The following is a 24,530-nucleotide window of genomic DNA, read 5'->3' as shown; positions in this document are numbered from 1 at the left end:
GGTCGGGGGCCGGGCGAGTCGTCCGCGCCGGCCCCGCCAAGCGAATTCATACAGGAGACAGACGATGGCAGTGGGCCCAGCAAGCTTTCCCGAGATGCCGGTGATCGATGGGGTGCGCCTGGGTACGGCCCGGGCCGGGATCAAGACCGCCGATCGCCGTGATCTGGTGGTGATCGAGGTGCCCGAGGGCGCGGCCGTGGCGGGCAGCTTCACCCGCAACGCCTTCTGCGCCGCGCCGGTGACCGTGGCCCGCGAGCATCTGGCGGCCTGCACCCTGCACGGTGAGACGCCGCGCTATCTGGTGATCAACACCGGCAACGCCAACGCCGGCACCGGCGAGACCGGTCTGCGCGACGCGCGGGCCACCTGTGCCGAGCTCGGCGGCCTGGTCGGGGTGGATGCCTCCCGCGTGCTGCCGTTCTCCACCGGCGTGATCGGCGAGACGCTGCCCATGGAGCGCCTGCTGGGCGGGCTGCCCGAGGCGCTGCGCTGCCTCGACGAGGGCGCCGCGGGCTGGGCCTCGGCGGGCGAGGGCATCCTCACCACCGATACCCGGCCCAAGGGTGCCAGCGTGACCGTGCCGCTGGGGGACGAGGCGGTCACCCTCAACGGCATCAGCAAGGGCTCGGGGATGATCAAGCCCAACATGGCCACCATGCTGGCCTTCGTGGCCACCGATGCGGCCATCGCCCCGGCGCTGCTGGACGAGCTGCTGCGCGAGACCGTCGAGCGCTCCTTCAACTGCATCACGGTGGATGGCGATACCTCCACCAACGATGCCTGCATGCTGATCGCCACCGGTCGAGGCGCGGCCATCGACGACGACGAGCGACTGGCGGTATTCCGCGAGGCGCTCGAGCGGCTGATGATCGAGCTGGCCCAGGCCATCGTGCGCGACGGCGAGGGCGCCACCAAGTTCGTCGGCCTGCAGGTCGACGGCGCGGTGTCGCGCCAGGAAGCCCTGGACGTGGCCTTCACCGTGGCGCATTCGCCGCTGGTCAAGACGGCGCTGGCCGCCAGCGACGCCAACTGGGGGCGGATTCTCGCCGCCGTGGGCCGGGCGCCGGTGGAGAATTTCGACGTCGAGCGCGTGGTCATCGATCTGGGCGATGTGCGCCTGGTGGAGAACGGCGGCCGAGCCGCCGGCTACACCGAGGAGGCCGGCAGTGCCGTCATGGCTCGCGAGGAGATCGCGATCCGCATCGATCTGGGGCGCGGCGAGCGCAGCGCCACCGTCTGGACCACGGATCTGACCCGGGAATACGTCGCCATCAACGCCGATTACCGCAGCTGAGCGCCGCGGGGCCGCGGCGTTCCCGGGCCACATCAAGAGAGTAACCCCCCGCGCCATCGCCGTGGGGACAAGTGGGATAAGGTGAATGAACGCAATGGTCAAGAGAAGGGTGCATGTGGCAGCCGCCGCCATCATCAGCGCGGACGGTCGTGAGGTGCTGCTCGCCCGGCGCCCGTCCAACGTCGATCAAGGTGGCCTCTGGGAGTTTCCCGGCGGCAAGCTGGCGCCCTACGAAACGGGTCTCGAGGCCCTCAAGCGCGAGCTGCACGAGGAGCTGGGGATCGAGATCCGTCGCGCCCAGCCGCTGATTCGCATCCATCACGAGTACACCGACAAGCACATCCTGCTGGATGTCTGGCAGGTGCATGACTTCGCCGGCGAGCCCTTCGGGCGCGAGGGCCAGGCGGTGCGCTGGGTGCCGATGAACGAGCTGTTCAACTACCCCTTCCCGGCGGCCAACGTGCCGATCCTGCGTGCGGTGATGCTGCCCACCGAGTACCTGATCAGCGCCGAGGAAGAGGATGAGGCGATCTTCCTGTCGCGGCTGGAGCGGGCGCTGGTCGAGGATGGCGTGCGCCTGGTGCAGCTGCGGGCCAAGGAGCTGGACCGCGAGGCCTATCTGGCCCGCGCCGAGCAGGCCCTGGCGGTATGCCGTCGTCACGGGGCACGGTTGATGCTCAACGGCGAGCCCGAGCTGCTCGACGAGGTGGACGCCGACGGCATCCACCTGACCAGTGCGCGACTGATGAGTCTCGATCGTCGTCCGCTGGGCGAGGGCAAGTGGCTCTCCGCCTCGACCCATGACCGCGAGCAGCTGGATCAGGCCCATCGCGTCGGCTGTGACTTCGCGACCCTGTCGCCGCTGCGCACCACGCCCTCGCATCCGGAAGTGGCGCCGATCGGCTGGCACGATTTCCAGCAGCTGGTCGAGCACGCCGGCATGCCGGTGTTCGCGCTGGGTGGCATGACGCGCTTCGACGCCAATCACGCCCGCGCCGTGGGCGCCCAGGGCATCGCCTCGATCCGCGACTTCTGGAAGTAATCGGCGCCGAGCGACAGCACCGGGCGACAAGAAAACCCCGAGGGACAGCCCTCGGGGTTTTCTTTTTCTTCAGGCAATGTCAGCCAGTCGACTGGCCGCTAGTCCCGATAGCGGCGGGTCAGGTCCCCATAGGCGTCGACGCGGCGGTCGCGCAGATAGGGCCAGATGCGCCGCACCGCCTCGCCGCGCTCCATGTCCAGTGTCACCAGCAGCCGCTCGGCCTGCTGGCCGGCGTGGGCGAGCAGTTCGCCCTGGGGGCCGCAGATGAAGCTGCCGCCCCAGAAGTCGATGCCCGGGCCCACCCCGGAACGGTCGCTCTCGTGGCCGACGCGATTGGCCACCACCACCGGCAGGCCGTTGGCCACCGCGTGGCTGCGCTGGATCAGCGTCCAGGCGTCACGCTGGCGTGCCTTCTCGTCGTCATCGTCCTGCGGGTCCCAGCCGATGGCGGTGGGGTAGAGCAGCAGATCGGCACCGGCCATGGCCATCAGGCGTGCGGCCTCGGGGTACCACTGGTCCCAGCACACCAGCAGGCCGAGGCGGCCCAGTGAGGTGTCGATGGGGGTGAAGCCCTCCTCGCGAGCGGCGTCATGATCGCCCGGGGTGAAGTAGAACTTCTCATAGAAGCCCGGATCGTCGGGGATGTGCATCTTGCGATACTGGCCGACCCGGCCGCGGCCGCCATCGTAGACCACGGCGGTGTTGTGGTAGAGCCCCGGGGCGCGGCGTTCGAACAGCGAGCCCACCAGCACGATGTCGAGCTCCGCGGCCAGCGCCGCCAGCCGCTGGCCGGTGGGGCCGTCCAGCGGCTCGGCCAGATCGAACAGCGCGGTGTCCTCGAACTGGCAGAAGTAGTGGGTGGCGTGCAGCTCCTGCAGCATCACCAGCTGGGCGCCGGCACCGGCCAGCTCGCGGATGCCGGCCTCGCTCTCTGCCAGGCTCCTGGCCTTGTCGGGCCAGGCCGGCTGCTGGACCAGGCCGACCTTGAGGGTGCGGGTCATGATGTCTCTCCTTCATGGCGGCGAGCCCCGGCCAGGGTGCCGCGGGGCAGCTGCATGGTCAGGCAGTGCAGGCTGCCATGCTGGCGGATCACGGTGCCGCAGTCGATGGGCACGATGTCACGGTCCGGGAAGGCCTCGGCCAGGGCCGCGAGGGCGCGCGCATCGGCGGCGTCGCCGTAGCTGGGCATCAGCACCGCGCCGTTGATGATCAGGAAGTTGGCATAGGTGGCCGGCAGGCGGCGGCCGTCCTCGGCGTCGAAGCAGGCGGCGGGCCAGGGCAGCGGGATCAGCCGGTAGGGCTCGCCGTCGGCGCGGCGCAGCGCCCGCAGTTCGTCTTCCATGGCGGCCAGCGCCGGATAGTGCGGGTCGGCCTCGTCGTCGCAGCGCACGTAGGCGATGGTCTGCGGGTCGCAGAAGCGCGCCAGGGTGTCCACGTGGCTGTCGGTGTCGTCGCCTTCCAGATGGCCATGAGCCAGCCACAGCACCCGCTCGGCGCCCAGCTCGTCGGCCAGTCGCGCTTCGATGGCGGCCCGGTCGAGGTGTGGGTTGCGGTTGACGTTGAGCAGGCAGGCCTCGGTGGTCAGCAGGGTGCCCTGGCCGTCGCTCTCCAGCGCACCGCCCTCGAGCACCAGGTCGTGGGAGACCAGCGGCGCGTCGAAGACGCCGTCGGCGGCGAGACGCCGGGTCAGGCTGTCGTCGCGGCCGGCGGGAAACTTGCCGCCCCAGCCGGTGAAGACATAGTCGAGCAGCACGAGTTCGCCGTCGCGCTCGACGGTGAGCGGGCCGTGGTCCCGGGCCCAGGTGTCGTCGGCTTCGGCGACCCTGAGCAGCAGGCGCTCGGCGGGCACGCCGCGATGACGTAAGGCCTCGGCCAGCCGGAGGCGGGTGGCGTCGTCCGGCACGGCGATCAGCACCGGCTGGTAGCGGGCGATGGCCACCGCCAGGGTCTCCAGGGTCGCCTCGATGTTCGCCAGCAGCGGCGCCCAGTCGCTGTCGGGACCCGGCCAGGTCAGTTGCACGGCATCCTGGGGATGCCATTCGGGGAGCAGGCAGACGGCCATGGCAGGCCTCCTCGATGAAGGAATCCGGCGCAATGTAGGGGGCGGTGCGTCGGGATGCAAGCCCGGCGAGGCCGTCGGCTCTCCGGGCGACGGGGCCGGGTGCCGCGCCCCTGTCAGGTGGTGTCTCGCGTTGGCGAACCGGCAAGGTGCAGTCATCGTGCAAGCCTTGCCTCCCCGATGCAGGGCCGGCCAAAAACACGTACCATGAGCGCCCGCCGACAAGGAACGCTCAAATGCTGGATCGTCTGCCTCTCCTGATCGGGTTGCGCTACGTGCGGGCCAAGCGACGCAACCACTTCATCTCCTTCATTTCCCTGACCTCCATGCTGGGCCTGACCCTGGGCGTGGCGGTGCTGATTCTCGTGCTGTCCGTGATGAACGGCTTCGACCGCGAGCTGCGCGAGCGGGTGCTGGGCATGGTGCCGCACACCCGCATCGAGGTGCCCTCCGGGCTCACCGACTGGCAGCCGCTGGCCGAGCGCCTGCAGCAGCGCGAGCACGTCATCGGGGCGGCGCCCTATATCCAGCAGCAGGGCATGTTCTCGGTCGGCGGGCGCAACAACGGCGCCCTGGTCAACGGCATCAAGCCCGACTGGGAGAAGCGCGTCTCGATCGTCGACGAGCACATGGAGCGCGGCAGCCTCGACGACCTGCAGCCCGGCGAATGGAACGTCGTGCTCGGCTCGATGCTGGCGCGTCAGCTCGGCGTGACGGTGGGGGACCGGGTGACCCTGCTGGTGCCCGAGGCCTCGATCACGCCGGCCGGCGTCTTCCCGCGCCTCAAGCGCTTCACCGTCAGCGGCATCTTCAGCGTCGGGGCGGATCTCGATGCCAACCTGGCCTATGCCAACATCGCCGACATGCAGACCCTGGCGCGCATGGGCGATGACGTGGGCGGGCTGCGCCTGGAGCTCGACGACCTGTTCCAGGCCGGCAGCGTGACGCGCTCGATCATCGACGATCTGGGGCCGGGCTATCGCGGCCTGGACTGGACCTATACCCGGGGTAACCTGTTCCAGGCGATCCAGATGGAGAAGCGCATGATCGCGCTGCTGCTGACGGTGATCATCGCCGTGGCGGCCTTCAACATCGTCTCGACCCTGGTGATGGTGGTCACCGACAAGCATGCCGATATCGCCATCCTGCGCACCATCGGTGCCACGCCACGTTCGATCATGGGCATCTTCATGGTCCAGGGGCTGGCCATCGGCGTGATCGGCATCCTGATCGGGGTGGGGCTCGGCGTGCTGCTGGCACTGACGGTGTCCGATATCCTCGCCTTCGTCGAGTCGACCTTCGGCATCCATTTCCTCGATGCCGGCGTCTATTTCATCAGCGAGCTGCCCTCGCAGCTGCTGTGGTCCGACGTGGGCCAGATCGTTTCCGCGGCCTTCGTGCTGACCTTCCTCTCGACCCTCTACCCGGCCTGGCGCGCGGCCCGGGTGCAGCCTGCCGAGGTGCTCCGCTATGAATGATCCCGCCATGACCCAGGCGTTCACCCGTGACGCGGGGCAGCGTGAGGTGATGCTGGCCTGCGATCACCTGACCCGCGTCTACCGCGAGGGGCCGCGCGACCTCACCGTACTCGACGATCTGGCCCTCGAGGTGCGGGCCGGCGAGCGTGTGGCGGTGGTCGGCAGCTCCGGCTCCGGCAAGACCACGCTGCTCAACCTGCTGGGCGGGCTGGATCATCCCAGCAGCGGCGCGGTCCGCATCGCCGGGCAGGCGCTGCACGAGCTGGGCAATGCCGCCCTCGGGCGCTTTCGCAACCGGCACATCGGCTTCGTCTACCAGTTTCACCATCTGCTGGCCGAGTTCACGGCGCTGGAGAATGCCGCCCTGCCGCTGATCGTGCGCGGCCAGCGCAAGAAGGACGCCGAGGCCAAAGCGCTTGAACTGCTGGATCGGGTGGGCGTGGCCGAGCGCGCGGCCCACAAGCCCGGTGAGCTCTCCGGCGGCGAGCGCCAGCGCGTGGCCATCGCCCGGGCGCTGGTCACCGACCCGAGCCTGGTGCTGATGGACGAGCCCACCGGCAACCTCGATCAGACCACCGCGGCGAGCATCCTGGCGCTGATGGACGAACTCTCCGCCAGCGCCGCCTGCGCCTTCGTGATCGTCACCCACGACACGGGGCTCGCCGCCCATCAGGATCGGGTGCTGCGCCTCGATGGCGGTCGCCTGACGCCGGATGCCCCCGGCGCCTGACGCCCGATCCTGCCTTCTTCCTTCCCGCTTCAGGCGCGGTCGCCCAGCCGGTCACGGCGGCGCCGCGCCCTTCGCTTCCAGCTGCGCGACACCTGCCAGCGCCACGCCAGACGAATCGTCACGCTGCCCAACCCGCCCGCCAGGACGGCCGCCACCAGCGAGCCGGCCGCCAGGGCCGGGAGGGCATCGATCAGCTGCCCGGCAACCCATTCGGTGGACAGCTGCGTGGGCGCGGCACGCGCCGGCAGGTCCAGCAGCCAGGCACCCAGCCGGTAGTTGCCGTAGAAGATCAGCGGCATGGTCAGCGGATTGGTGATCCACACCAGCCCCACCGACAGCGGCAGATTGGCGCGTAACGCCCAGGCGCCCAGGGCGGCCAGGACCATCTGGCACGGGATCGGCAGCAGGGCGCAGAACAGCCCGACGAAGAAGGCGTTGGCCACGCTGCGTCGCGACAGCATCCACAGCGAGGGATTGCCGATCAGGTGGCTCAAGAAGCGCAGGGAGCGCTGGCGCCTGAGGGTCTCGGGATGGGGCAGGTAGCGCTGCAGGAGACGGCGCGGCATGACGACGGGCTCGCGGCTTCGATATGCGCGCTATTATCCATACAAGCCCGCTCCCTCGCCATGGCGTTGCTCAACGCGTTGGCGCCGGGTCGTCACGCCATGCCGGGCAGCCTCTCAGGATGATGTCCATGGTAATCGGGTTGGCCCTGCCGCTCGCCCTCGCGGCGCTCACCGGGACGCTGCTCGGTGCGCTTGTCGACCAGGGCGATGCGGCCCTCTGGTCCCAGGCGCTGGGGCTGGCGCTGTTGATGGCTATCGCGGCCCGGCGCTGGCGCCTGTTGCTGATGCTGTCGCTGATCGCGCTGGTGGCCGGCCAGCTGTGGTGGAGCTGCGGCGGCGAGCTGCCCCGGGGGCTCAGTCGTCAGGATCTGGCGGTGGAGGGGCGTCTGACGGCCGTGTCAAGAGAGGCCGGCCTGACCCGGCTGACGCTGGCGGTGGCTGGCTGCCGTCCTCTGGTCCCGGGGCTGCCGGGCTGTGATCGGCTGTCGCGGGTGCGTCTCAACGCCTATCGGGCGCCGGCCATGGTCGCGGGCGAGCGCTGGCGGCTGACCGTCCGGCTGAGGCCGCCCGCGGGGTTCGCCAACCCCGATGCCTTCGACTATCGCGCCTGGCTGCGCCGGGAGGGCATCCAGGCCACCGGCTACGTGCGCGAGGCACCGCCGCCGGTGCGTCTCGAGGCGGCCGGCGGCTCGGTTCGCCGATGGGCGCTCGCCCGGCTCGATGAGCGCGACCTTGCCCCGCGCACGACGCGCTGGCTGGCGGCCCTGACCCTGGGCGCCGGCGAACGGCTGGGCGACGACGACTGGGATCTGCTCAATGCCAGCGGCACCACCCACCTGATGGTCATCTCCGGGCTGCATGTCGGCCTGGTGGCCGGGGTCGCGCTGTGGCTGGCGCGTGGGGCTGCGCGTCTTCTCGCGCCGGGCCGCTGGCGCATGGCGATCTGGCCCTGGTGGATCGCCGGCACCGCGGCGGTGGCCTATGCCTGGCTGGCCGGGCTCGAGCCGCCGGCGATGCGGGCCATGATCATGGTGCTGGTGGGACTGTGGGTGGCCAGCGGGCGCCATTCGCCGGGGCCCTGGCAGGCCTGGTGGCTGGCCCTGGCGCTGGTGGTGAGCCTCGATCCGCTGGCGGTCTGGCGCCCCGGCAGCTGGCTGTCCTTCGGTGCCGTGGCGCTGCTGATCCTGATCTGGCAGGGCCGTCCCCGCCCGCGGGGCTGGCGCGGTTGGCTGCGGGCGCTGGTGCGCAGCCAGCTGCTGCTGGCGCCGGTGATGGCCGGCGCGGTGCTGCTGGCCTTCGATCGCCTCGCACCGGCGGCGCCGCTGGTCAATCTGCTGGCCGTGCCGCTGGTCGGCAGCGTACTGGTGCCGCTGGGCCTGGCGGGCTGGGCGCTGGCCTGGGTGCCGCCGTTGGGCGATATGGCCTGGGGGCTGTTCGGCGCGCTTGCCGAGGGCGTCGCCGCCGGGCTCGAGATGGCGTCGCGCCTGGCGCCCCTCTGGCAGCCGCCGCCGGCCGTGGCCGAGGCGCTTGGCACGGCGCTGATCCTGATCGGCCTGCTGTGGGCACTGCCGGGGCTGGCCGAACGACTGCGCCTGGCGGGCACCGCGCTGCTGGCCTGCGGCGCGCTGTGGCTGACGCCGTCGCTGCCGGAACCCGGGGCGCTGCGCGTGCGCGTCCATGACGTGGGACAGGGCCAGCTGGTGGCCCTGCGCACCGCCCACTACCGGGCGCTGATCGACACCGGGCCGCGCTTTCCCTCCGGCTTCATGCCGCTCTCGACGCTCTGGCCCGAGGGGCAGCGCTTCGACGATGTGATCGTCAGCCATGACGATCGCGATCATGCCGGGGGGCTTGAGGCGCTGATCGAGGAGCATTCGGTCGGGCGCTATCTGGCGCCGCCCGGCAGCGTGCTGCCGGTGACGTCCGAGCCCTGCGTGGCAGGGCGTGGCTGGCGCCGCGATGGGGTAAGCTTCCGCGTGCTGTGGCCGCCCGCCGAGGCCGTGGGCCTGTCCGACAACGACCGCTCCTGCGTGCTGTTGATCACCGCGGGTCAGCAGCGGCTGCTGATCACCGGCGATGCCGGCGCTCGGGTGGAGCAGGAACTCCTGACGCGGATCGATGGCCCCATCGACGCGCTGGTGGCGGGGCATCACGGCAGCACGACCAGCTCCGGCCCCGATTTCCTGGCCGCGGTCCGGCCGCGGCAGGTGATCTTCAGCGCGGCACGCGACGGCCGTTTCGGCCATCCGGCGCCGTCGGTGGTGCGTCGCTTCCGGCGCCTCGGCAGCTGTCTGTGGAACACGGCCGAGGACGGTGCCGTGACCCTGTGGCTGGGCGGGATGGCACGCGTCGCGCCCACGCGCCCGGCGGCCTGGTGGCGCGGCGGTGTCGGAGGCGAGTGCCTTGCGTTAGAATCGCCTGCAATGACGCCGGAGGCGCCGGTGACTGCTCGAGGGAGGTGACCCCATGACCCTGATGGAGGCCCTGATCGCCGGGGGCTGGCTGATGCTGCCGCTGCTTGGCTGTTCGCTGGTGGCGGTGGTGATCGTCGTCGAGCGCCTGTGGGCACTGCGCGCCGGACGGATTGCCCCGAGGGGGCTCGGCGAGGAGGTCTGTTCGCTGGCGGCGCGTGGCCAGGTCAACCTCTACTGGCTGGAGAGCCATTCGCCGCTGGGTGGCGTACTGGCGGCCGGGCTGCGCAACGCTCGGCTCGGCCACGAGCAGGTCCGGGCGCGTTTTCAGGAGGCGGCCACCGCGGTGGTGCATGACATGGAACGCTTCCTGAGTCCGCTCGGCACCATCGCCTCGATCACCCCGCTGCTCGGCCTGCTGGGCACCGTGGTGGGCATGATCGAGGTCTTCGCGGTGCTCGTCTCGAGCGACGGCGGCGAGCGTGCCGCGGAGCTGGCCGGCGGCATCTCCCAGGCCCTGGTGACCACCGCGGCGGGCCTGACCGTGGCGATTCCCGCGCTGATGTTCCACCGCTACTTCCAGCGGCGGGTCGAGGACATCACGGTGCACATCGAGGAGCAGGCCGGCCAGGTGGTCGAGTTCCTGGCGCATCACCAGGGCCAGCTGACGCTGGCCGAGCGCCACGAGCCGGCGACGGAGGCGAGGCCCTGTGCGGCCGACGAGCGTTCGCCGGCGGGGGGAGGGCGCCCATGAGGGTGCCGCGCAGGCGGCGCGAGGCGGTGGAGGTCAATCTGACCCCGCTGATCGACGTGGTCTTCCTGCTGCTGATCTTCTTCATGGTCTCGACCACCTTCGAGACCCGCCAGGCGCTGGAGCTGGTACTGCCCGAGAGCGTGACCGGCGTCGCCGCCGAGGCCTCGCCGGTCACCGTGGTGATCACCCCCGAGGGCGAGTATCGCCTGGGCGAGCGGGCCCTGGCGCCCGGCGAGCTGGAAGCGGCACTCGAGGCCGTCGCGTCGCGCGCCCGCGAGCGCGGACTGGTGGTGGAGGCCGATGGTCGCGCCGCCCATGCCGACGTGGTGCGCGTGCTCGACCGCGCCGGCGCACTGGACATTCGGCGGGTGCGTATCGCCACCGCCAAGGCAACACATTCTGAAGCGGAGACACCGTGAGCGAACACTCGGGCTGGACCCTCTACAAGCGTCTGCTGGGCTATGTGAAGCCCCATTGGAAGGCCTTCGCCCTGGCCATCGTCGGTTACGCCATCTATGCGGCGTCCAGCACGGCGCTGGCCGAGATGATGAAACGCCTGATCGACGGCATCCAGAATCCGGACGCCGCCTTTCGCCTGATGCTGCCGCTGTTCGTGGTGGGCATGTTCGCCGCTCGCGGGCTGGGCACCTTCCTCGGCACCTACTTCATGAGCAACGTGGCCCGCAACCTGGTCCACGCGCTGCGCTGCGACGTCTTCAATCACATGCTGCACCTGCCGGGGCGCTTCTTCGACGAGCATTCCTCGGGACATCTGGTGTCACGGGTCACCTACCACGTCGAGCAGGTCACCGGGGCCGGCACCAAGGCGATCACCATCCTGCTGCGCGAGGGGCTGTTCGTGATCGGGCTGGTGGTCTACCTGCTGTGGACCAACTGGATGCTGACCCTGCTGTTCCTGGCCGTGACGCCGCTGATCGGCGGCGTGGTCAGCTATACCAGCAAGCGTTTCCGGCGGATCTCGAGGCGCATCCAGCGCTCCATGGGCGACGTGACCCATGTGGCCTCCGAGGCGCTGTCGGGCTATCGGGTGGTGCGTACCCACGGTGCCGAAGCCTATGAGCAGGCCCGCTTCGCCGAGGCCAGCGAGGTCAATCGTCGCCAGAGCATGAAGGAGGCGCTGACCAAGGCCACCAGCACCCCGGTGATCCAGCTGATGGTGGCGCTGGCGCTGGCGGTACTGGTGTGGCTCGCCATGTCGCCGGCGATGCTGTCCGACATGACCCCCGGCGAGTTCGTCGCCTTCATCACCGCGGCCTCGTTGATGGCCAAGCCGGTGCGCCAGCTCACCGAGATCAACGCCACCGTGCAGAAGGGCATCGCCGCCGCCGGCGAGTTGTTCGGGCTGCTCGACGTGCCGCCCGAGGAAGACAACGGCACTCGCGAGCCGGGTCGGCTCGAGGGGCGGGTGACCCTGGAGGGCGTGCGCTTCGCCTACGGCGCCGACCAGCCCGAGGTGCTCAAGGGCATCGACCTGGACGTGGCCCCCGGCGAGATGATCGCCATCGTCGGCCGCTCCGGCAGCGGCAAGTCGACCCTGATGGGGCTGCTGCCGCGCTTCTACCGGCCCACCGCGGGTCGGATCTGCCTCGATGGGGTGTCGCTCGAGGACTTCAAGCTGCTGCCCCTGCGGCGGAGCATCGCCCTGGTCTCGCAGCAGGTGACGCTGTTCAACGCCACCATCGCCGACAACATCGCCTACGGCATCGACGACCCCGACCCTCAGGCGGTCGAGGCCGCGGCGCGGGCGGCTCATGCCCACGAGTTCATCGAGCGCCTGCCCGGGGGCTACGCCACCGTGGTCGGCGAGAACGGGGTGATGCTCTCCGGTGGCCAGCGCCAGCGTCTGGCCATCGCCCGGGCGATCTTCAAGGATGCCCCGCTGCTGATCCTCGACGAGGCGACCTCGGCGCTGGACACCGAGTCCGAGCGCTACATTCAGGCGGCGCTCGAAGAGGTGTGCCGCGATCGGACCACCTTCGTCATCGCCCACCGGCTGTCCACCATCGAGCGTGCCGACCGCATCCTGGTGATGGAAGGCGGCGAGATCGTCGAGCAGGGCAGCCACGCCGAGCTGCTGGCCCGGGACGGCGCCTACGCGGCCCTGCATCGCCTGCAGTTCCAGGACGCCGAGACGGCATGAGCGGCGGTGTCGGCGAGCGCTGGCTCGAGGCGGCCTATGCGGGAGCGCCCTGGCTGTGGCCGCTGCGCCCGCTCGAGGCGCTCTATCGTCGGCTGATCGCGCGCCGCACGCGGGCCTACGCCGAGGGGCGCCGCCAGGCCTGGCGGGCCCCGGTGCCGGTGATCGTGGTCGGTAACATCACCCTCGGCGGCACCGGCAAGTCGCCGCTGGTGGCCTGGCTGGCACGCCATCTCGGCGAGGCCGGCTGGCGGCCCGGTATCCTGTCCCGTGGCTACGGCGGCCGCGCCGATCGCTATCCGCTACTGGTCGAGGCCGATACCCCGGCCTCGGCCTGCGGCGACGAGCCGCGCATGCTGGCCGACCAGACCGGCGTGCCGGTGGTGGTGGACCCGGATCGCCCGCGAGGCGCCCGGCGGCTGCTGGAGGAAGGCTGCGACATCCTGCTCGCCGATGACGGCCTGCAGCACCTGCCGCTGGGGCGCGACCTGGAGCTGGTGGTGGTGGATGGCCATCGCGGGCTCGGCAATCGCCGCTGCCTGCCGGCCGGGCCGCTGCGCGAGCCTGCCGAGCGGCTCGAGAGCGTGGATGCCGTGGTGGTCAACGGCACGCCCCGGGACCGGCGCCTGGGCGATCACTACCGCATGACCCTGACGCCCGCCGGCTGGCGCCCGCTGGGCGGCGGCGAGCGTCGGGCGGTGGCGCCGGCGCCCTTCGTCGAGCCGGTGCATGCCCTGGCCGGCATCGGTCGACCGGCGCGCTTCTTCGAGACCCTCGAAGGCCTGGGCATCGCCCACTGGACCCACCCCTTCGCCGACCATCACCGCTTCACCGCCGACGATCTGGCGTTCGCCGATGGGCGCCCGCGGGTGATGACCGCCAAGGACGCGGTGAAGTGCCGTGACCTGCCGGCGGACGATGCCTGGGTGCTGGAGGTGGAGGCGATGCCCGACCCCGATTTCGTCGCCTGGCTGGATGCGCGCCTGGCGGCCCTGTGAATTCCGTGCGGTCGCCGTTCGTGCGGCCGTCGATACCGACCCTGGAGGCGTGAGAGATGGACAAGCAACTGCTGGCGATGCTGGTCTGCCCGCTGTGCAAGGGCAAGCTGGCCTTCGATCGTGAGGCCGGCGAGCTGGTGTGCCGCTATGATGGCCTGGCCTATCCCGTGCGCGACGGCATCCCGGTGATGCTGCCCGACGAGGCGCGCGCCATCGACGTGGACGAGAAGCTGCCGCCGTCGACCGGCGCCGAGGGCTGAGGAGGCAAGATGCAGGACTTCATCGCCGTGATTCCGGCGCGTTTCGCGTCGACCCGTCTGCCGGGCAAGCCGCTGCTCGACATCGCCGGCGAGCCGATGGTGGCCCACGTCTGGCGCCGGGCCTCGGCCAGCGCCGCCGGCCGGGTGGTGGTCGCCACCGACGATGCTCGCATTCGTGACGCCATGACGCCGCTGGGCGCCGAGGTGGTGATGACCCGCGACGATCATCCCTCCGGCACCGATCGGCTGGCCGAGGTGGCCGATACGCTGGGCCTCGCCGATGACGCCGTGCTGGTCAACGTCCAGGGCGACGAGCCGCTGCTGCCGGCGACCCTGATCGACCAGGTGGCGGCGCGCCTGATGGACGATCCCGGCGCCTCCATCGCGACGCTGGCCGAGCCGATCGGCGACGTCGAGACGCTGTTCAATCCCAACGTGGTCAAGGTGGTGCGCGCGCTCTCGGGGCGGGCCCTCTACTTTTCCCGTGCGCCGATTCCCTGGGACCGCGAGGCCTTCGCCGCGCGCCCCGAGCTGCTGGAGACCGACGCCTGGCTGCGCCACATCGGCCTCTACGCCTACCGGGCGAGCTTCCTCGACGAGTACCGCCACTGGGCGCCGTCGCCGCTGGAGCAGCTCGAACAGCTCGAGCAGCTTCGCGCGCTGCACCATGGCCATGCCATCCAGGTCGCCCTGTCCCGCGAGCCGCATCCGGCGGGCGTGGACACCGCCGAGGATCTCGCCCGTGTGCGCCGGATCCTGGGGCAGGAGGCAGGCCGCGACGACGAGGGAGAGTGCCGATGAGGGTGCTGTTCGTCTGCCTGGGCAATATCTGCCGTTCGCCCACCGCCGAGGGCATGTTCCGCCGCCATCTCGACGAGGCCGGTCTCGCCGGTCGGGTCGAGGTCGACTCCTGTGGCATCGGACCCTGGCACGTGGGCAAGTCGCCCGACGCGCGTGCCCAGGCGGCGGCCGCCTCGCGCGGGCTCGATCTCTCCGGCCTGCGGGCCCGCCAGCTCGATGACGGCGACTTCGCGCGTTTCGACTACCTGCTGGCCATGGACCACGACAACCTGGCGGCGCTGGAGGCGCGTCGGCCGGCCGACAGTGCCGCTCACGTCGGTCTCTTCCTGGCCTTCGCCGGGCTGCCCGATCGCGCCGTGCCCGACCCCTACTACGGGGGCGACGACGGCTTCGAGCAGGTGCTGGACCTGGTCGAGGCGGCCTCCCGCGGCCTCGTCGAGGACGTGCGGCGGCGCCTGGAGGAGGGCGCTTGAGCCTGGCCATCCTCGCCGACCACGACCTGACCGCGGCCAACACCCTGGGACTGGCCTGCCGTGCCGAGCGCTTCGCCGCCCCGGCAAGTGTCGCCGAGCTCGGCGAGGCGCTGTCGCTGGCCCGGGACGCCGGCTGGCCGACCCTGGTGCTGGGCGGGGGCAGTAACCTGATTCTGCCCGCCCTTCAGCCGGGGCTGGTCATCCGGACCGCCATGAACGACTGGTGGTTGGAGGAGGCCGGCGACGGCAACGTGCGGGTGCACGCCGAGGCTGGAGTGGTCTGGCACGAGCTGGTCATGGCCCTGGCCGCCCACGGCCTCTGGGGGCTCGAGAACCTGGCGCTGATTCCCGGGCACTGCGGTGCGGCACCGATCCAGAACATCGGCGCCTACGGCGTCGAGCTCGCCGAGCGCCTCGAGGCCGTGCATCTGGTGCACCTGGACGACGGCCGCGAAGCGGTGTTGGGGGCCGACGAGTGCGCCTTCGGCTATCGCGACAGCGTCTTCAAGCGCGCCCTGGCGGGGCGGGTGGCGATCACCCGGCTGGTGCTGCGCGTGTCGCGCTCGGCCGAGCCGCGCCTGGGCTACGGTGACCTGGCCGGCCGCGTCGGCGAGGTGCCCACGCCGCTGGAGGTCGCCGAGGCCGTCTGTTCGGTGCGGCGCGAGAAGCTGCCGGATCCGTCGGTGCTCGGCAACGCCGGCAGCTTCTTCAAGAACCCGGTGGTGTCGTCGGAGTGTGCGGCGTCGCTGCGCGAGGCGCATCCCGACATGCCGAGCTTCCCGCTGGAGGATGGCCGGACCAAGCTGGCCGCCGGCTGGCTGATCGATCGCTGCGGCCTCAAGGGCTGGCGCGAGGGCCCCTTCGGTGTCCATGACCGCCAGGCCTTGGTGCTGGTGCACCACGGCGGCGGCGATGCGGCCGGGCTGCTGGCCTTCGCCGCGCGGGTCGCCGCGACGGTGGAGCGGCGCTTCGGCGTGATGCTGGAGCGCGAGCCGCGCCTGGCGACAGAATAGGGATATCGGCGCTTCCGGCGCCTGCGGTAGACGCCAACGAAAACGCCCGTGGCCAATGGCCACGGGCGTTGTCGTTCAGGGGGGCGTCGGGATCAGCCTTGCTGGCCTTCCTGGCGCTTGGCCTCCTGTTCACGACGGCGGATTTCCCGCGGGTCGTTGTGGGCACGGCGGCGGCGACGCGGCGTCTCGGCCTTGGGCTCTTCGGTCCTGGCTTCGGGCTTCGGCTGTTCCGCCTTGGTTTCTGCCTTGGGCTGCTCGGCTTTGGCTTCTGCCTTGGGCTGCTCGGCCTTGGGTTCTTCAGCCTTCGGCTGTTCCGCCTTGGCGTCGGACTTCGGCTGCTCGGCCTTGGGTTCTTCGGCCTTCGGCTGGTCCGCCTTGGTCTCGGCCTTCGGCTGCTCCGCCTTGGCGTCGGCCTTGGGCTCTTCCGCCTTGGTCTCTGCCTTGGGCTGCTCGGCCTTGGCGTCGGCCTTCGGCTGCTCGGCCTTGGCTTCTGCCTTGGGCTGCTCGGCCTTGGTCTCGGCCTTCGGCTGCTCGGCCTTGGCATCTGCCTTGGGCTGCTCCGCCTTGGCGTCGGCCTTCGGCTGTTCTGCCTTGGGCTCTTCAGCCTTGGTCTCGGCCTTCGGCTGTTCCGCCTTGGCGTCGGCCTTCGGCTGCTCGGCCTTGGCGTCGGCCTTCGGCTGCTCGGCCTTGGTCTCGGCCTTCGGCTGCTCGGCCTTGGCGTCGGACTTCGGCTCTTCTGCCTTGGCGTCGGACTTCGGCTCTTCTGCCTTGGCGTCGGCCTTCGGCTGTTCCGCCTTGGCTTCCGCCTTGGCTTCTGCCTTGGGCTGCTCCGCCTTGGCTTCGGCCTTCGGCGCTTCGGCCTTGGCGTCGGCCTTCGGCTCTTCGGCTTTGGCTTCTGCCTTGGCTTCGGCCTTGGGCTGTTCCGCCTTGGCGTCGGACTTCGGCTGCTCGGCCTTGGTCTCGGCCTTCGGCTCTTCTGCCTTGGTCTCGGCCTTCGGCTGCTCCGCCTTGGCATCGGCCTTGGGCGCTTCCGCCTTGGCGTCGGCCTTGGTCTCGGCCTTCGGCTGCTCGGCCTTGGCTTCGGCCTTGGGCGCTTCAGCCTTGGTCTCGGCCTTCGGCTGCTCCGCCTTGGCCTCTTCCGGCTGTGTTTCTGTCTTGGCGGCTTCGGCCTGAAGGCGCTGCTGTTCGGCCACGGACTCCGGGTTCAGGGCCTGCTGGCGACGGCGCTGGCGTGGGTTGTTGCGGGTGCGCTTCGGCTTGCCATTCGTCTCGGCCTTGGCCGGTGCCTGCTCGCCGGTGGCAGCCGCCTCGGCGTCGCCCTTGGGCTTCTGGGGCTTGGCGTCCTGGGGCTTGTCGCTCTGGCGCTTGGTGTCCTGGGACTTGGTGTCCTGGGGCTTGCGACCGCCCTGGTCCTTGTCCTTGCGCTCCTGGCCCTTGCGACCCTCGGCCTGCTGGCGGCCGTCGTCCTGGCGCTGGTTGCGACCACGGCCGCCGCGGTTCTGGCTGCCGCCCTTGTCGGCCTTCTCGCCTTTCTCGGAGCGGTCGCCGCGGGCCTTGTCCTCACCCTGGCGCTGCGGCTTGGTGCTGCGTGACTCGTCGCGATTGTCACCGCGCTCCTGACGCTGGTCCTGGCGCTGGCCGCCACGACGATTGTTGCGCTGGCGGCCGTTGCCGCTACCGGAGCGGTTGTCGGCGCTCTTGCCGCTGTCGCCGCGCTGCTGGCCGCGGTCGCCTGTGCGGGCGGTGCCGGCCTGGCGCTGGCCGCTGCCCTCGGACTGACGCTGCTGCTGGCTGGACGGGGTGGTCTCTTCGCCGCTCAGCAGGCGAGAGAAGCCCTTGACCAGGCGGCTCAGCACGCCCTCGCGAGCGGCGGGAGCCGCAGCGGGCTTGGCCGCCGGGGCCGGCTTGGCGGTGGGTTTCTGGGCGGGCCTTTGCTGTGCCGGCTTCTCGGCAGGCTTGGCCTTGGCCTGGGACGCGGGCTCTTCCTGCAGGGAGGCGGGGGCGGGCTCGTGGTGCACCACGGTCTTCACCGCGGCCTCGTCGCGCTTGACCGGCTTGCCGAAGGCGGCCTCGGGCTCCTTGCCGACCTCGGTCTCCGTGGGCAGCTCGTGACTCGGCAGGTGGGAGGTGCCTTCCTCGTCGACGTGATCGTCGCGCAGGCGCTGTACGTCGTAGTGGGGCGTGTCCATCTCGGGGTTGGGCAGCAGCACCACGCGCACGCCCTGGCGGCGCTCGATGTCGGCCAGCATCGCCCGCTTCTCGTTGAGCAGGTAGGTGGCGACCGGGACCGGAAGGATGGCGCGGATCTGGGCGCTGCGCTCCTTCATCGCCTCTTCCTCGATCAGGCGCATGATGGAGAGCGAGATGGAGCGCACGTCGCGGATGGTGCCCTGGCCGTCACAGCGCGGGCAGACCACGCCGCTGGTCTCGCCGAGCGACGGGCGCAGGCGCTGGCGGGACATTTCCATCAGGCCGAAGCGCGAGATGCGGCCGATCTGCACCCGGGCGCGGTCGATCTTGAGGGCGTCGCGCACCCGGTTCTCGACCTCGCGCTGATTGCGCGCCGGCGACATGTCGATGAAGTCGATGACCACCAGGCCACCGATGTCGCGCAGGCGCAGCTGGCGGGCGATCTCGTCGGCGGCCTCGAGGTTGGTCTGCAGCGCCGTCTCCTCGATGTCGCTGCCGCGGGTGGCGCGCGCCGAGTTGATGTCGATGGAGACCAGCGCCTCGGTGTGGTCGATGACGATCGAGCCGCCGGAGGGCAGCTTGACCTCGCGCTCGTAGGCGGTCTCGATCTGGGATTCGATCTGGAAGCGCGAGAACAGCGGCACCTCATCGGCGTAACGCTTGATCTTCTGCTGGTAGGAGGGCATCACCTGGCGGATGAAGCCCAGCGCTTCCTGGTGCACCTGCTCGCTGTCGATCAGCACCTCGCCGATGTCCTGGCGCAGGTAGTCGCGCATGGCGCGGATGATGACGTTGGACTCGCGGTAGATCAGGAAGGGCGCGGCGCGCTTGCCGGCTTCCTCGGTGATCGACTCCCAGACCTGGGTCAGGTAGTCGAGGTCCCACTGCAGTTCCTCGGGATTGCGGCCGATGCCGGCGGTGCGCACGATCAGGCCCATCTTGTCGGGCACGGTCAGGTGGCTCATGGCCTCCTTGAGCTGAGCGCGTTCCTCGCCCTCGATGCGGCGCGAGATGCCGCCGGCGCGGGGGTTGTTGGGCATCAGTACCAGGAAGCGGCCGGCCAGGCTGATGAAGGTGGTCAGGGCCGCGCCCTTGTTGCCACGTTCTTCCTTGTCGACCTGGACGATGACTTCCTGGCCTTCCTTGAGCACTTCCTTGATGCTGGGGCGGCCGGAGGGGTCCTTGAGGAAGTATTCGCGGGAGACTTCCTTGAGCGGCAGGAAGCCGTGGCGTTCGGCACCGAAGTCGACGAAGGCGGCTTCGAGGGAGGGTTCCACGCGGGTGATCTTGCCGCGATAGATGTTGGCTTTCTTCTGTTCCCTGGCACCGGATTCGATGTCCAGGTCGTACAGGCGTTGTCCATCGACCAGGGCGACGCGCAGCTCTTCGGGCTGGGTCGCGTTGATGAGCATCCGTTTCATGTCGTCTCGCAAAATGGACGCGCCGGTGGGCGCCCATGGGCAATGACGAAGGCGAACCGCTGGGTGCTGCGTGCTTGTGCTCAGCGCATGTCGCGGAAGCGGAACTGCGCCCGGCCGTGTCGGGGCCTGATAGCGGTGGCGGGCCGGCACGGCAAGATCATGTTGAGTACGGGGCGGAGGCAGGACATGTTCTCGGCGGGTCTCGTTGCCCATCCGGTCCTGCGGTCACCGCCAACACCTGGCATTCATCGATTCGCCAACGCCGGCCTCCGGCACGGTGTTATACGTATCCCGTGGTCGCCGCTTGCTCGTCGGGAGCGGGGCGGGACGGGCGTGGCGTTGTATCGCTTTACTGTCGGCGGCGGGACCTCATGCGGGAGCGTCGTCGCGGCCTGATTTCGTCGTTCCGGCCTGCGTGTCTGTCGTGCAGGCGCCAAGCGGACGGTTCTGTCCATTGGAACGCCTCGGCAATATAACAGTAAAGGGGGTGCCCAGCAATTGGCGGCAGGACGGCGCACAGTGCGGTAGAATGCGCCTTTTACGACGGTGGCAAGTGGAGAGCGGGATGACCGATGGTCGCGAGGTTCAGTGGGTGGAAGTGACCGAGGGCCAGGTGGGTCAGCGGGTCGACAATTTCCTGATTACGCGCATCAAGGGCGCGCCCCGGGCGCTCATCTACCGCATCGTGCGCAAGGGCGAGGTGCGGGTGAACAAGAAACGCGTCAAGGCCGATACCCGCCTGGCCCTGGGCGACGTGGTCCGCATCCCGCCGCTCAAGCTCGCGCCGCGCGAGGCGGTGCGCGAGGTCAGCGACAACCTGCGCAATCTGCTGGCCGGCAGCGTGCTGCTGGAGGGGCGCGACTGGATGGTGCTCAACAAGCCCTCCGGGCTGCCCGTGCACGGCGGCAGCGGCGTCAAGATCGGCCTGATCGAGGCGCTGCGTCAGGTGCGCGAGGACCTGGATTTCCTCGAGCTGGTGCATCGGCTCGACCGCGACACCTCCGGCTGCCTGCTGCTGGCCAAGTCGCGCCCGGCGCTGCTCGCCCTCAACGAGTCGCTCAAGCGCCACGAGATGAGCAAGCAGTATCTGGCCCTGGTGGCCGGCCGCTGGCCGGCGCGGCGCGACTTCGTCAGCGCCCGCCTGGATCGCTTCGATGCCGGCAACGGCGAACGGCGGGTGCGGGTCGACAGCGGCGGCAAGGTGGCGCGCACCCGCTTCGCCGTGCGCGAGGCCTTCGCCCGGGCCACCCTGGTCGAGGCCGAGCCGATCACCGGTCGCACCCACCAGATTCGCGTGCACGCCGCCCATGCCGGCCATCCGCTGCTCGGCGACGACAAGTACGGCACCCGCGAGGGCGGGCGCATCGCCGCCCAGCTGGGGCTGTCGCGGCTGTTCCTGCATGCGGCATCCCTGACCTTTCCCGAGCCGACCAGCGGCAAGCCGGTGAAGATCCGCGCGCCGCTCGGCGAGACCCTCGACGGCGTGCTGGAAAGCGCCCGCAATGCCCGCTGATCCGGAGTCCACATGCGTTACCGACTGATGATCTTCGACTGGGACGGCACCCTGATGGATTCGCTCGAGCGCATCGTCGCCTGCATGCAGGCGGCCTCGCGCGACGTCGGCTGGGGCGAGCTGTCCGAGGAGGCGGTTCGCGACATCATCGGCCTGGGGCTGCCCGAGGCCATCGCCAAACTGTGCCCGGGCATCGGCCCCGATCAGGCCGAGGCCCTGCGTCAGCGCTATGCCTACCATTTCGTGGAAGGCGACGTGACGCCGATGCCCTTCTATCCCGGGGTGGCCGAGGGCCTGTCGCGGCTGCGCGCCGATGACACCAGTCGTCTGGCGGTAGCCACCGGCAAGAGTCGCCGCGGGCTCGATCGCATCTTCCGCGAGAGCGACTGCGGCCACTGGTTCCATGCCAGTCGCACCGCCGACGAGACGCTCTCCAAGCCGCACCCGCGGATGCTCGAGGAGCTGCTCGACGAGCTCGGCGTGCCGGTCGAGGAGGCGGTGATGATCGGCGACACCGAGTATGATCTGGAGATGGCGCGGGCGCTGGGCATGGATCGCGTCGCCGTGACCTACGGCGTTCACGCGCCGGAGCGCCTGGCGTTGAGCCGCCCGGCCTTCACCGCCCACGGCTTTCCCGAGCTGGTCGACTGGCTGCACGCCTGATCACGGATTTTCCTCGAACGACAAGGAGGCGACGTTATGGACGACGATCGACGCGACGACTGGACCCGGGGTCCCGAACTCAGCGCCGACCAGGCCCGGGAGGCCCGCCGGCGCCGCGAGGGCGTGGGGCCGGCGCCGCAGGAGAGGGATGACGATGCCGAGACCCTGCGCGAGCGTCAGCGCCTCGCCCAGCAGGACATGCTCGATCGCTGGATCGACGGCGTGCTGGCCGAGCAGCGTCGCTCGCGGCGCTGGAAGCTGTTCTTCCGCTTCCTGTTCGCCTTCCTGATCCTGGCCTCGCTGAGCACCACCCTCTATGGGCTCTTCGTGGTGCCGGGGGCGACCGATCCGGCCGGGCCGCACCTGGGGATCGTCGAGGTGGAGGGCGTGATCGACGGCGATGCCCGGGCCAGCGCCGAGCGCGTCATCGAGGGCGTGCAGCGGGCCTGGAAGGCGCCGGATGCCGAGGCGGTGGTGCTTCACATCGACAGCCCCGGCGGCAGTCCGGTGCAGTCGCAGCGCATCTATGACGAGCTGATGCGCCTGCGCGAGCAGGGCGACAAGCCGATCATCGCCGTGGTCGAGGATATCGGCGCCAGCGGCGCCTACTATATTGCCTCGGCCGCCGACGAGATCGTCGCCGCGCCGGCCAGCCTGGTGGGGTCGATCGGGGTGATCAATGCCGGTTTCGGCTTCGAGGAGGCGATCGAGCGCCTCGGCGTCGAGCGTCGGGTGTTCACCGCCGGCGAGAACAAGGCCTTCCTCGATCCGTTCTCGGACATCTCCCCGCAGCAGCGCGACTTCTGGCAGCAGGTGCTGGCCACCACCCATCGCCAGTTCATCGATGACGTGAAGGCCGGGCGCGGTGATCGGCTGGCCGATGATGAGCGGCTGTTCAGCGGTCTGATCTGGACCGGCGAGCAGGCGCTCGAACTGGGGCTCGTGGATGAGCTGGGCAGCCTCGATACCCTGGCGCGGCAGCGGCTGGAGACGCCGCGTACCCAGGACTACACGCCGCAGCTGGATCCGTTCGAGCGTCTGGCGCGGCGCTTCGGCCGGGTTGCCGCCGAGTGGGTGGGCGTGCCGCAGGCGGCTTCGCCGCTGCGCTATCAGCTCGCGCCCTAGTTCCGTGTTCGGGCTCGCGCTCCGGTAGCGTGTCTGCCTTGGCGCATCGCCGTCATCAGCCGCCCCGTGGCCTCGGCCCGGGGCGGTTGGCGTTGAGGTGCGCCTAGCCGCTGCCCAGCGGGTCCATGCCCGCCTCGCGCAGCAGCTGGCAGAGGCGAATCAGCGGCAGTCCGATCAGGGCGTTGGGGTCGTCTCCCTCGAGGCGCTCGAACAGGGTGATGCCGAGACCTTCCATGCGGAAGCTGCCGGCGCTGTCCAGCGGGCGCTCTCGCTCGACATAGTGGGCGATCTCGCTGTCGCCGAGCTGGCGGAACACCACGTCGTAGCGTTCGTGGCAGACCCGGTGGCTGGCATGGCGGGTATCGATCAGCGCCAGTCCGGTCAGGAAGCTCACTCGATGGCCCGAGAAGCGGGCCAGCTGGGCGCGTGCGGCGGCCTCGTCGGCGGGCTTGCCCAGTGCCTCGCCTTCGAAGACCGCGACCTGATCGGAGCCGATGATCAGATGATCGGGCCAGTCGTCGGCCAGCCGCTCGGCCTTGGCCAGCGACAGGCGATGCACCAGCGCGCGGGGCGTTTCGCCGGGGCGGGGCGTCTCGTCGATGTCCGGGCTTTCCCAGGCGTAGGGAAGTTCCAGTCGGTCGAGCAGCTGGCGGCGAAAGCGCGAGCTCGAGGCGAGTACCAGACGTGGCATGGTGGGCTCCTCGTGTGACACGGTGGGGCGGTCTCTGCCGCAACGGGTGGGCATTGTAACCCCGAAGCGTGCGGGCTTTGACAGGGGGGAGGGGAGTGCCTATCATTGCGCGCCTATGTTGACCTCAAGACTCCCTGGCAGGGTCGAGCCTTACAAGCTCGCCGCGCATGCCGAACATCTCGAAGGCCTGGTGGCGCTGGGCGATATGCCCCGTCTCGCCGATGAAGCCGGTGTGCAAGACGGTGATGCCGAGGTATGGCTGGACTTCGCCATCGACGCCCAGGGGCGTCGAGAAATCCGCGGTCGTCTGACGGCCGAGCTGCAGCTGCTGTGTCGGCGCTGCCTCTCGCCCATGCCGCAGCCGGTCGAGAGCGAGTTCCTGCTGGGAATGGTCTCCAGCGACGCCCTGGCGGCCTCTCTGCCGAGCACCCATGAACCGGTGCTGGTGGAAGACGAACAGCTGAACCTGCTGGCGATGATCGAGGACGAGCTGATCCTCAGTCTGCCCCAGGTGGTTTACCACGACGAGGCCGACTGCGCGGTCTCGCGCGACCAGCTGAGCAGTGGGGAGAGCGCCGAGTCCGTCTCGGACTCGCCCGCGGAGAATCCCTTTGAGGTGCTCAAGCAGCTCAAAGGCAAAACCTGATTACCTCATCGATTCACTCTGGAGTGATATCTCATGGCAGTTCAACAGAACCGCAAGACCCGTTCCAAGCGCGGCATGCGTCGCAGCCACGACGCCCTGGCTGACAACAAGGCGCTGTCCCAGGACAAGGAGACCGGTACCACGCACCTGCGTCACCACGTCTCTCCGGACGGCTTCTACAAGGGTCGCAAGGTCGTCGACGCCTGAAGCGACGCGTCCTACCGATCGCCATGACGCCTGACGC

At 70.1% G+C, this 24,530-nt stretch carries 23 protein-coding genes; 18 read left to right on the top strand and 5 right to left on the bottom strand.

Going from position 1 to position 24,530, the window contains the following annotated elements:
* Window positions 1–64 precede the first annotated feature (64 nt).
* A complete protein-coding gene (gene argJ / locus FIU88_RS11690; RefSeq protein WP_152479368.1) occupies window positions 65–1,294 on the top strand; it encodes a bifunctional glutamate N-acetyltransferase/amino-acid acetyltransferase ArgJ in 1,230 nt (409 codons plus the stop codon).
* A 94-nt stretch (window positions 1,295–1,388) separates the two neighbouring features.
* Window positions 1,389–2,336: a Nudix family hydrolase gene (locus FIU88_RS11685; protein ID WP_026068351.1), complete on the top strand. Its 948-nt coding sequence runs from the start codon at window positions 1,389–1,391 to the stop codon at window positions 2,334–2,336.
* A 98-nt stretch (window positions 2,337–2,434) separates the two neighbouring features.
* Here FIU88_RS11685 and FIU88_RS11680 read toward each other — a convergent pair whose 3' ends face one another.
* Both FIU88_RS11680 and FIU88_RS11675 read right to left on the bottom strand, forming a co-directional pair.
* On the bottom strand, window positions 2,435–3,337 hold the full coding sequence (locus tag FIU88_RS11680) for a carbon-nitrogen hydrolase (protein WP_152479367.1): 903 nt from the start codon (window positions 3,335–3,337) through the stop codon (window positions 2,435–2,437).
* Entirely contained in the window at window positions 3,334–4,398 is a 1,065-nt protein-coding gene (locus FIU88_RS11675) for an agmatine/peptidylarginine deiminase (protein ID WP_152479366.1), read from the bottom strand. Before FIU88_RS11675 ends, FIU88_RS11680 begins: the two co-directional genes overlap by 4 nt.
* Before the next feature lie 233 nt (window positions 4,399–4,631).
* On the opposite strand from FIU88_RS11675, the gene FIU88_RS11670 reads away from it, so the two are divergent.
* Complete coding sequence (locus FIU88_RS11670) at window positions 4,632–5,873, top strand: lipoprotein-releasing ABC transporter permease subunit (protein ID WP_152479365.1); 1,242 nt, start codon at window positions 4,632–4,634, stop codon at window positions 5,871–5,873.
* A complete protein-coding gene (locus tag FIU88_RS11665; protein WP_152479364.1) occupies window positions 5,866–6,603 on the top strand; it encodes an ABC transporter ATP-binding protein in 738 nt (245 codons plus the stop codon). Before FIU88_RS11670 ends, FIU88_RS11665 begins: the two co-directional genes overlap by 8 nt.
* 29 nt (window positions 6,604–6,632) lie before the next feature.
* On the opposite strand, the gene FIU88_RS11660 is transcribed toward FIU88_RS11665, so the two are convergent.
* The gene (locus tag FIU88_RS11660) at window positions 6,633–7,169 is read right to left on the bottom strand and encodes a DUF2062 domain-containing protein (protein WP_016854373.1); all 537 of its coding nucleotides are present in this window, start codon (window positions 7,167–7,169) and stop codon (window positions 6,633–6,635) included.
* A 128-nt stretch (window positions 7,170–7,297) separates the two neighbouring features.
* On the opposite strand from FIU88_RS11660, the gene FIU88_RS11655 reads away from it, so the two are divergent.
* From FIU88_RS11655 to murB, 9 genes are read left to right on the top strand one after another with little or no spacing between them, the layout of a single operon-like run.
* Window positions 7,298–9,631: a DNA internalization-related competence protein ComEC/Rec2 gene (locus FIU88_RS11655; protein ID WP_152479363.1), complete on the top strand. Its 2,334-nt coding sequence runs from the start codon at window positions 7,298–7,300 to the stop codon at window positions 9,629–9,631.
* Window positions 9,632–9,635: 4 nt separating this feature from the next.
* Window positions 9,636–10,334 (top strand): MotA/TolQ/ExbB proton channel family protein, encoded by a 699-nt coding sequence (locus FIU88_RS11650; protein ID WP_152479362.1) that lies wholly within the window; start codon window positions 9,636–9,638, stop codon window positions 10,332–10,334.
* On the top strand, window positions 10,331–10,753 hold the full coding sequence (locus FIU88_RS11645; RefSeq protein WP_016854370.1) for a biopolymer transporter ExbD: 423 nt from the start codon (window positions 10,331–10,333) through the stop codon (window positions 10,751–10,753). Before FIU88_RS11650 ends, FIU88_RS11645 begins: the two co-directional genes overlap by 4 nt.
* Entirely contained in the window at window positions 10,750–12,495 is a 1,746-nt protein-coding gene (msbA, locus tag FIU88_RS11640; RefSeq protein ID WP_152479361.1) for a lipid A export permease/ATP-binding protein MsbA, read from the top strand. Before FIU88_RS11645 ends, msbA begins: the two co-directional genes overlap by 4 nt.
* Window positions 12,492–13,490 carry a tetraacyldisaccharide 4'-kinase gene (lpxK, locus tag FIU88_RS11635; protein ID WP_152479360.1) on the top strand — a complete coding sequence of 333 codons (999 nt, stop codon included), beginning with the start codon at window positions 12,492–12,494 and terminating at the stop codon, window positions 13,488–13,490. The genes msbA and lpxK overlap by 4 nt, the downstream gene beginning before the upstream one ends.
* Before the next feature lie 56 nt (window positions 13,491–13,546).
* Window positions 13,547–13,750, top strand: a complete 204-nt coding sequence (locus FIU88_RS11630; RefSeq protein WP_016854367.1) for a Trm112 family protein — start codon at window positions 13,547–13,549, stop codon at window positions 13,748–13,750.
* A 9-nt stretch (window positions 13,751–13,759) separates the two neighbouring features.
* Window positions 13,760–14,551: a 3-deoxy-manno-octulosonate cytidylyltransferase gene (gene kdsB, locus FIU88_RS11625; protein ID WP_152479359.1), complete on the top strand. Its 792-nt coding sequence runs from the start codon at window positions 13,760–13,762 to the stop codon at window positions 14,549–14,551.
* Entirely contained in the window at window positions 14,548–15,024 is a 477-nt protein-coding gene (locus FIU88_RS11620) for a low molecular weight protein-tyrosine-phosphatase (protein WP_152479358.1), read from the top strand. Before kdsB ends, FIU88_RS11620 begins: the two co-directional genes overlap by 4 nt.
* Window positions 15,021–16,037, top strand: coding sequence for a UDP-N-acetylmuramate dehydrogenase (gene murB / locus FIU88_RS11615; RefSeq protein WP_152479357.1), 1,017 nt, complete (start codon window positions 15,021–15,023; stop codon window positions 16,035–16,037). Before FIU88_RS11620 ends, murB begins: the two co-directional genes overlap by 4 nt.
* Window positions 16,038–16,129: 92 nt before the next feature.
* Here murB and rne read toward each other — a convergent pair whose 3' ends face one another.
* The gene (gene rne, locus FIU88_RS11610) at window positions 16,130–19,648 is read right to left on the bottom strand and encodes a ribonuclease E (RefSeq protein WP_152479356.1); all 3,519 of its coding nucleotides are present in this window, start codon (window positions 19,646–19,648) and stop codon (window positions 16,130–16,132) included.
* A 565-nt stretch (window positions 19,649–20,213) separates the two neighbouring features.
* Between rne and FIU88_RS11605 the strand changes: the two genes are divergently transcribed.
* Genes FIU88_RS11605 through sppA form a run of 3 tightly spaced genes read left to right on the top strand, consistent with a single transcriptional unit; the run spans window position 20,214 to window position 22,949 of the window.
* Window positions 20,214–21,161, top strand: a complete 948-nt coding sequence (locus FIU88_RS11605; RefSeq protein WP_152479355.1) for an RluA family pseudouridine synthase — start codon at window positions 20,214–20,216, stop codon at window positions 21,159–21,161.
* A 12-nt stretch (window positions 21,162–21,173) separates the two neighbouring features.
* On the top strand, window positions 21,174–21,824 hold the full coding sequence (locus FIU88_RS11600; protein ID WP_152479354.1) for an HAD-IA family hydrolase: 651 nt from the start codon (window positions 21,174–21,176) through the stop codon (window positions 21,822–21,824).
* Window positions 21,825–21,860: 36 nt separating this feature from the next.
* A complete protein-coding gene (gene sppA / locus FIU88_RS11595; RefSeq protein WP_152479353.1) occupies window positions 21,861–22,949 on the top strand; it encodes a signal peptide peptidase SppA in 1,089 nt (362 codons plus the stop codon).
* A gap of 103 nt (window positions 22,950–23,052) precedes the next feature.
* On the opposite strand, the gene FIU88_RS11590 is transcribed toward sppA, so the two are convergent.
* Entirely contained in the window at window positions 23,053–23,640 is a 588-nt protein-coding gene (locus FIU88_RS11590; RefSeq protein WP_016854360.1) for a nucleoside triphosphate pyrophosphatase, read from the bottom strand.
* A 115-nt stretch (window positions 23,641–23,755) separates the two neighbouring features.
* Here FIU88_RS11590 and FIU88_RS11585 point away from each other — a divergent pair, with 115 nt between their 5' ends.
* Window positions 23,756–24,286: a YceD family protein gene (locus FIU88_RS11585; RefSeq protein WP_152479352.1), complete on the top strand. Its 531-nt coding sequence runs from the start codon at window positions 23,756–23,758 to the stop codon at window positions 24,284–24,286.
* A 33-nt stretch (window positions 24,287–24,319) separates the two neighbouring features.
* Complete coding sequence (gene rpmF, locus FIU88_RS11580) at window positions 24,320–24,493, top strand: 50S ribosomal protein L32 (protein ID WP_016854357.1); 174 nt, start codon at window positions 24,320–24,322, stop codon at window positions 24,491–24,493.
* Window positions 24,494–24,530 lie beyond the last annotated feature (37 nt).

Origin of the sequence: Halomonas sp. THAF12, assembly GCF_009363675.1 — a bacterium.
In the GTDB taxonomy this organism is placed as follows: Bacteria; Pseudomonadota; Gammaproteobacteria; order Pseudomonadales; family Halomonadaceae; genus Halomonas; species Halomonas smyrnensis.
The sequence above is the reverse complement of the archived record's forward strand: the minus strand, read 5'-3'. Positions and strand labels throughout refer to the sequence as shown.

Bases quoted from the DNA above. Each gene is read 5' to 3' on its own strand.
- FIU88_RS11685 (WP_026068351.1), top strand. From the start codon at position 1,389: ATGGTCAAGAGAAGGGTGCATGTGGCAGCCGCCGCCATCATCAGCGCG.
- FIU88_RS11660 (WP_016854373.1), bottom strand. From the start codon at position 7,169: ATGCCGCGCCGTCTCCTGCAGCGCTACCTGCCCCATCCCGAGACCCTC.
- FIU88_RS11665 (WP_152479364.1), top strand. From the start codon at position 5,866: ATGAATGATCCCGCCATGACCCAGGCGTTCACCCGTGACGCGGGGCAG.
- rpmF (WP_016854357.1), top strand. From the start codon at position 24,320: ATGGCAGTTCAACAGAACCGCAAGACCCGTTCCAAGCGCGGCATGCGT.
- FIU88_RS11620 (WP_152479358.1), top strand. From the start codon at position 14,548: ATGAGGGTGCTGTTCGTCTGCCTGGGCAATATCTGCCGTTCGCCCACC.
- FIU88_RS11655 (WP_152479363.1), top strand. From the start codon at position 7,298: ATGGTAATCGGGTTGGCCCTGCCGCTCGCCCTCGCGGCGCTCACCGGG.
- FIU88_RS11605 (WP_152479355.1), top strand. From the start codon at position 20,214: ATGACCGATGGTCGCGAGGTTCAGTGGGTGGAAGTGACCGAGGGCCAG.
- rne (WP_152479356.1), bottom strand. From the start codon at position 19,648: ATGAAACGGATGCTCATCAACGCGACCCAGCCCGAAGAGCTGCGCGTC.
- lpxK (WP_152479360.1), top strand. From the start codon at position 12,492: ATGAGCGGCGGTGTCGGCGAGCGCTGGCTCGAGGCGGCCTATGCGGGA.
- FIU88_RS11645 (WP_016854370.1), top strand. From the start codon at position 10,331: ATGAGGGTGCCGCGCAGGCGGCGCGAGGCGGTGGAGGTCAATCTGACC.
- FIU88_RS11680 (WP_152479367.1), bottom strand. From the start codon at position 3,337: ATGACCCGCACCCTCAAGGTCGGCCTGGTCCAGCAGCCGGCCTGGCCC.
- FIU88_RS11670 (WP_152479365.1), top strand. From the start codon at position 4,632: ATGCTGGATCGTCTGCCTCTCCTGATCGGGTTGCGCTACGTGCGGGCC.
- FIU88_RS11675 (WP_152479366.1), bottom strand. From the start codon at position 4,398: ATGGCCGTCTGCCTGCTCCCCGAATGGCATCCCCAGGATGCCGTGCAA.
- FIU88_RS11585 (WP_152479352.1), top strand. From the start codon at position 23,756: ATGTTGACCTCAAGACTCCCTGGCAGGGTCGAGCCTTACAAGCTCGCC.
- FIU88_RS11630 (WP_016854367.1), top strand. From the start codon at position 13,547: ATGGACAAGCAACTGCTGGCGATGCTGGTCTGCCCGCTGTGCAAGGGC.
- FIU88_RS11650 (WP_152479362.1), top strand. From the start codon at position 9,636: ATGACCCTGATGGAGGCCCTGATCGCCGGGGGCTGGCTGATGCTGCCG.
- sppA (WP_152479353.1), top strand. From the start codon at position 21,861: ATGGACGACGATCGACGCGACGACTGGACCCGGGGTCCCGAACTCAGC.
- FIU88_RS11600 (WP_152479354.1), top strand. From the start codon at position 21,174: ATGCGTTACCGACTGATGATCTTCGACTGGGACGGCACCCTGATGGAT.
- kdsB (WP_152479359.1), top strand. From the start codon at position 13,760: ATGCAGGACTTCATCGCCGTGATTCCGGCGCGTTTCGCGTCGACCCGT.
- argJ (WP_152479368.1), top strand. From the start codon at position 65: ATGGCAGTGGGCCCAGCAAGCTTTCCCGAGATGCCGGTGATCGATGGG.
- FIU88_RS11590 (WP_016854360.1), bottom strand. From the start codon at position 23,640: ATGCCACGTCTGGTACTCGCCTCGAGCTCGCGCTTTCGCCGCCAGCTG.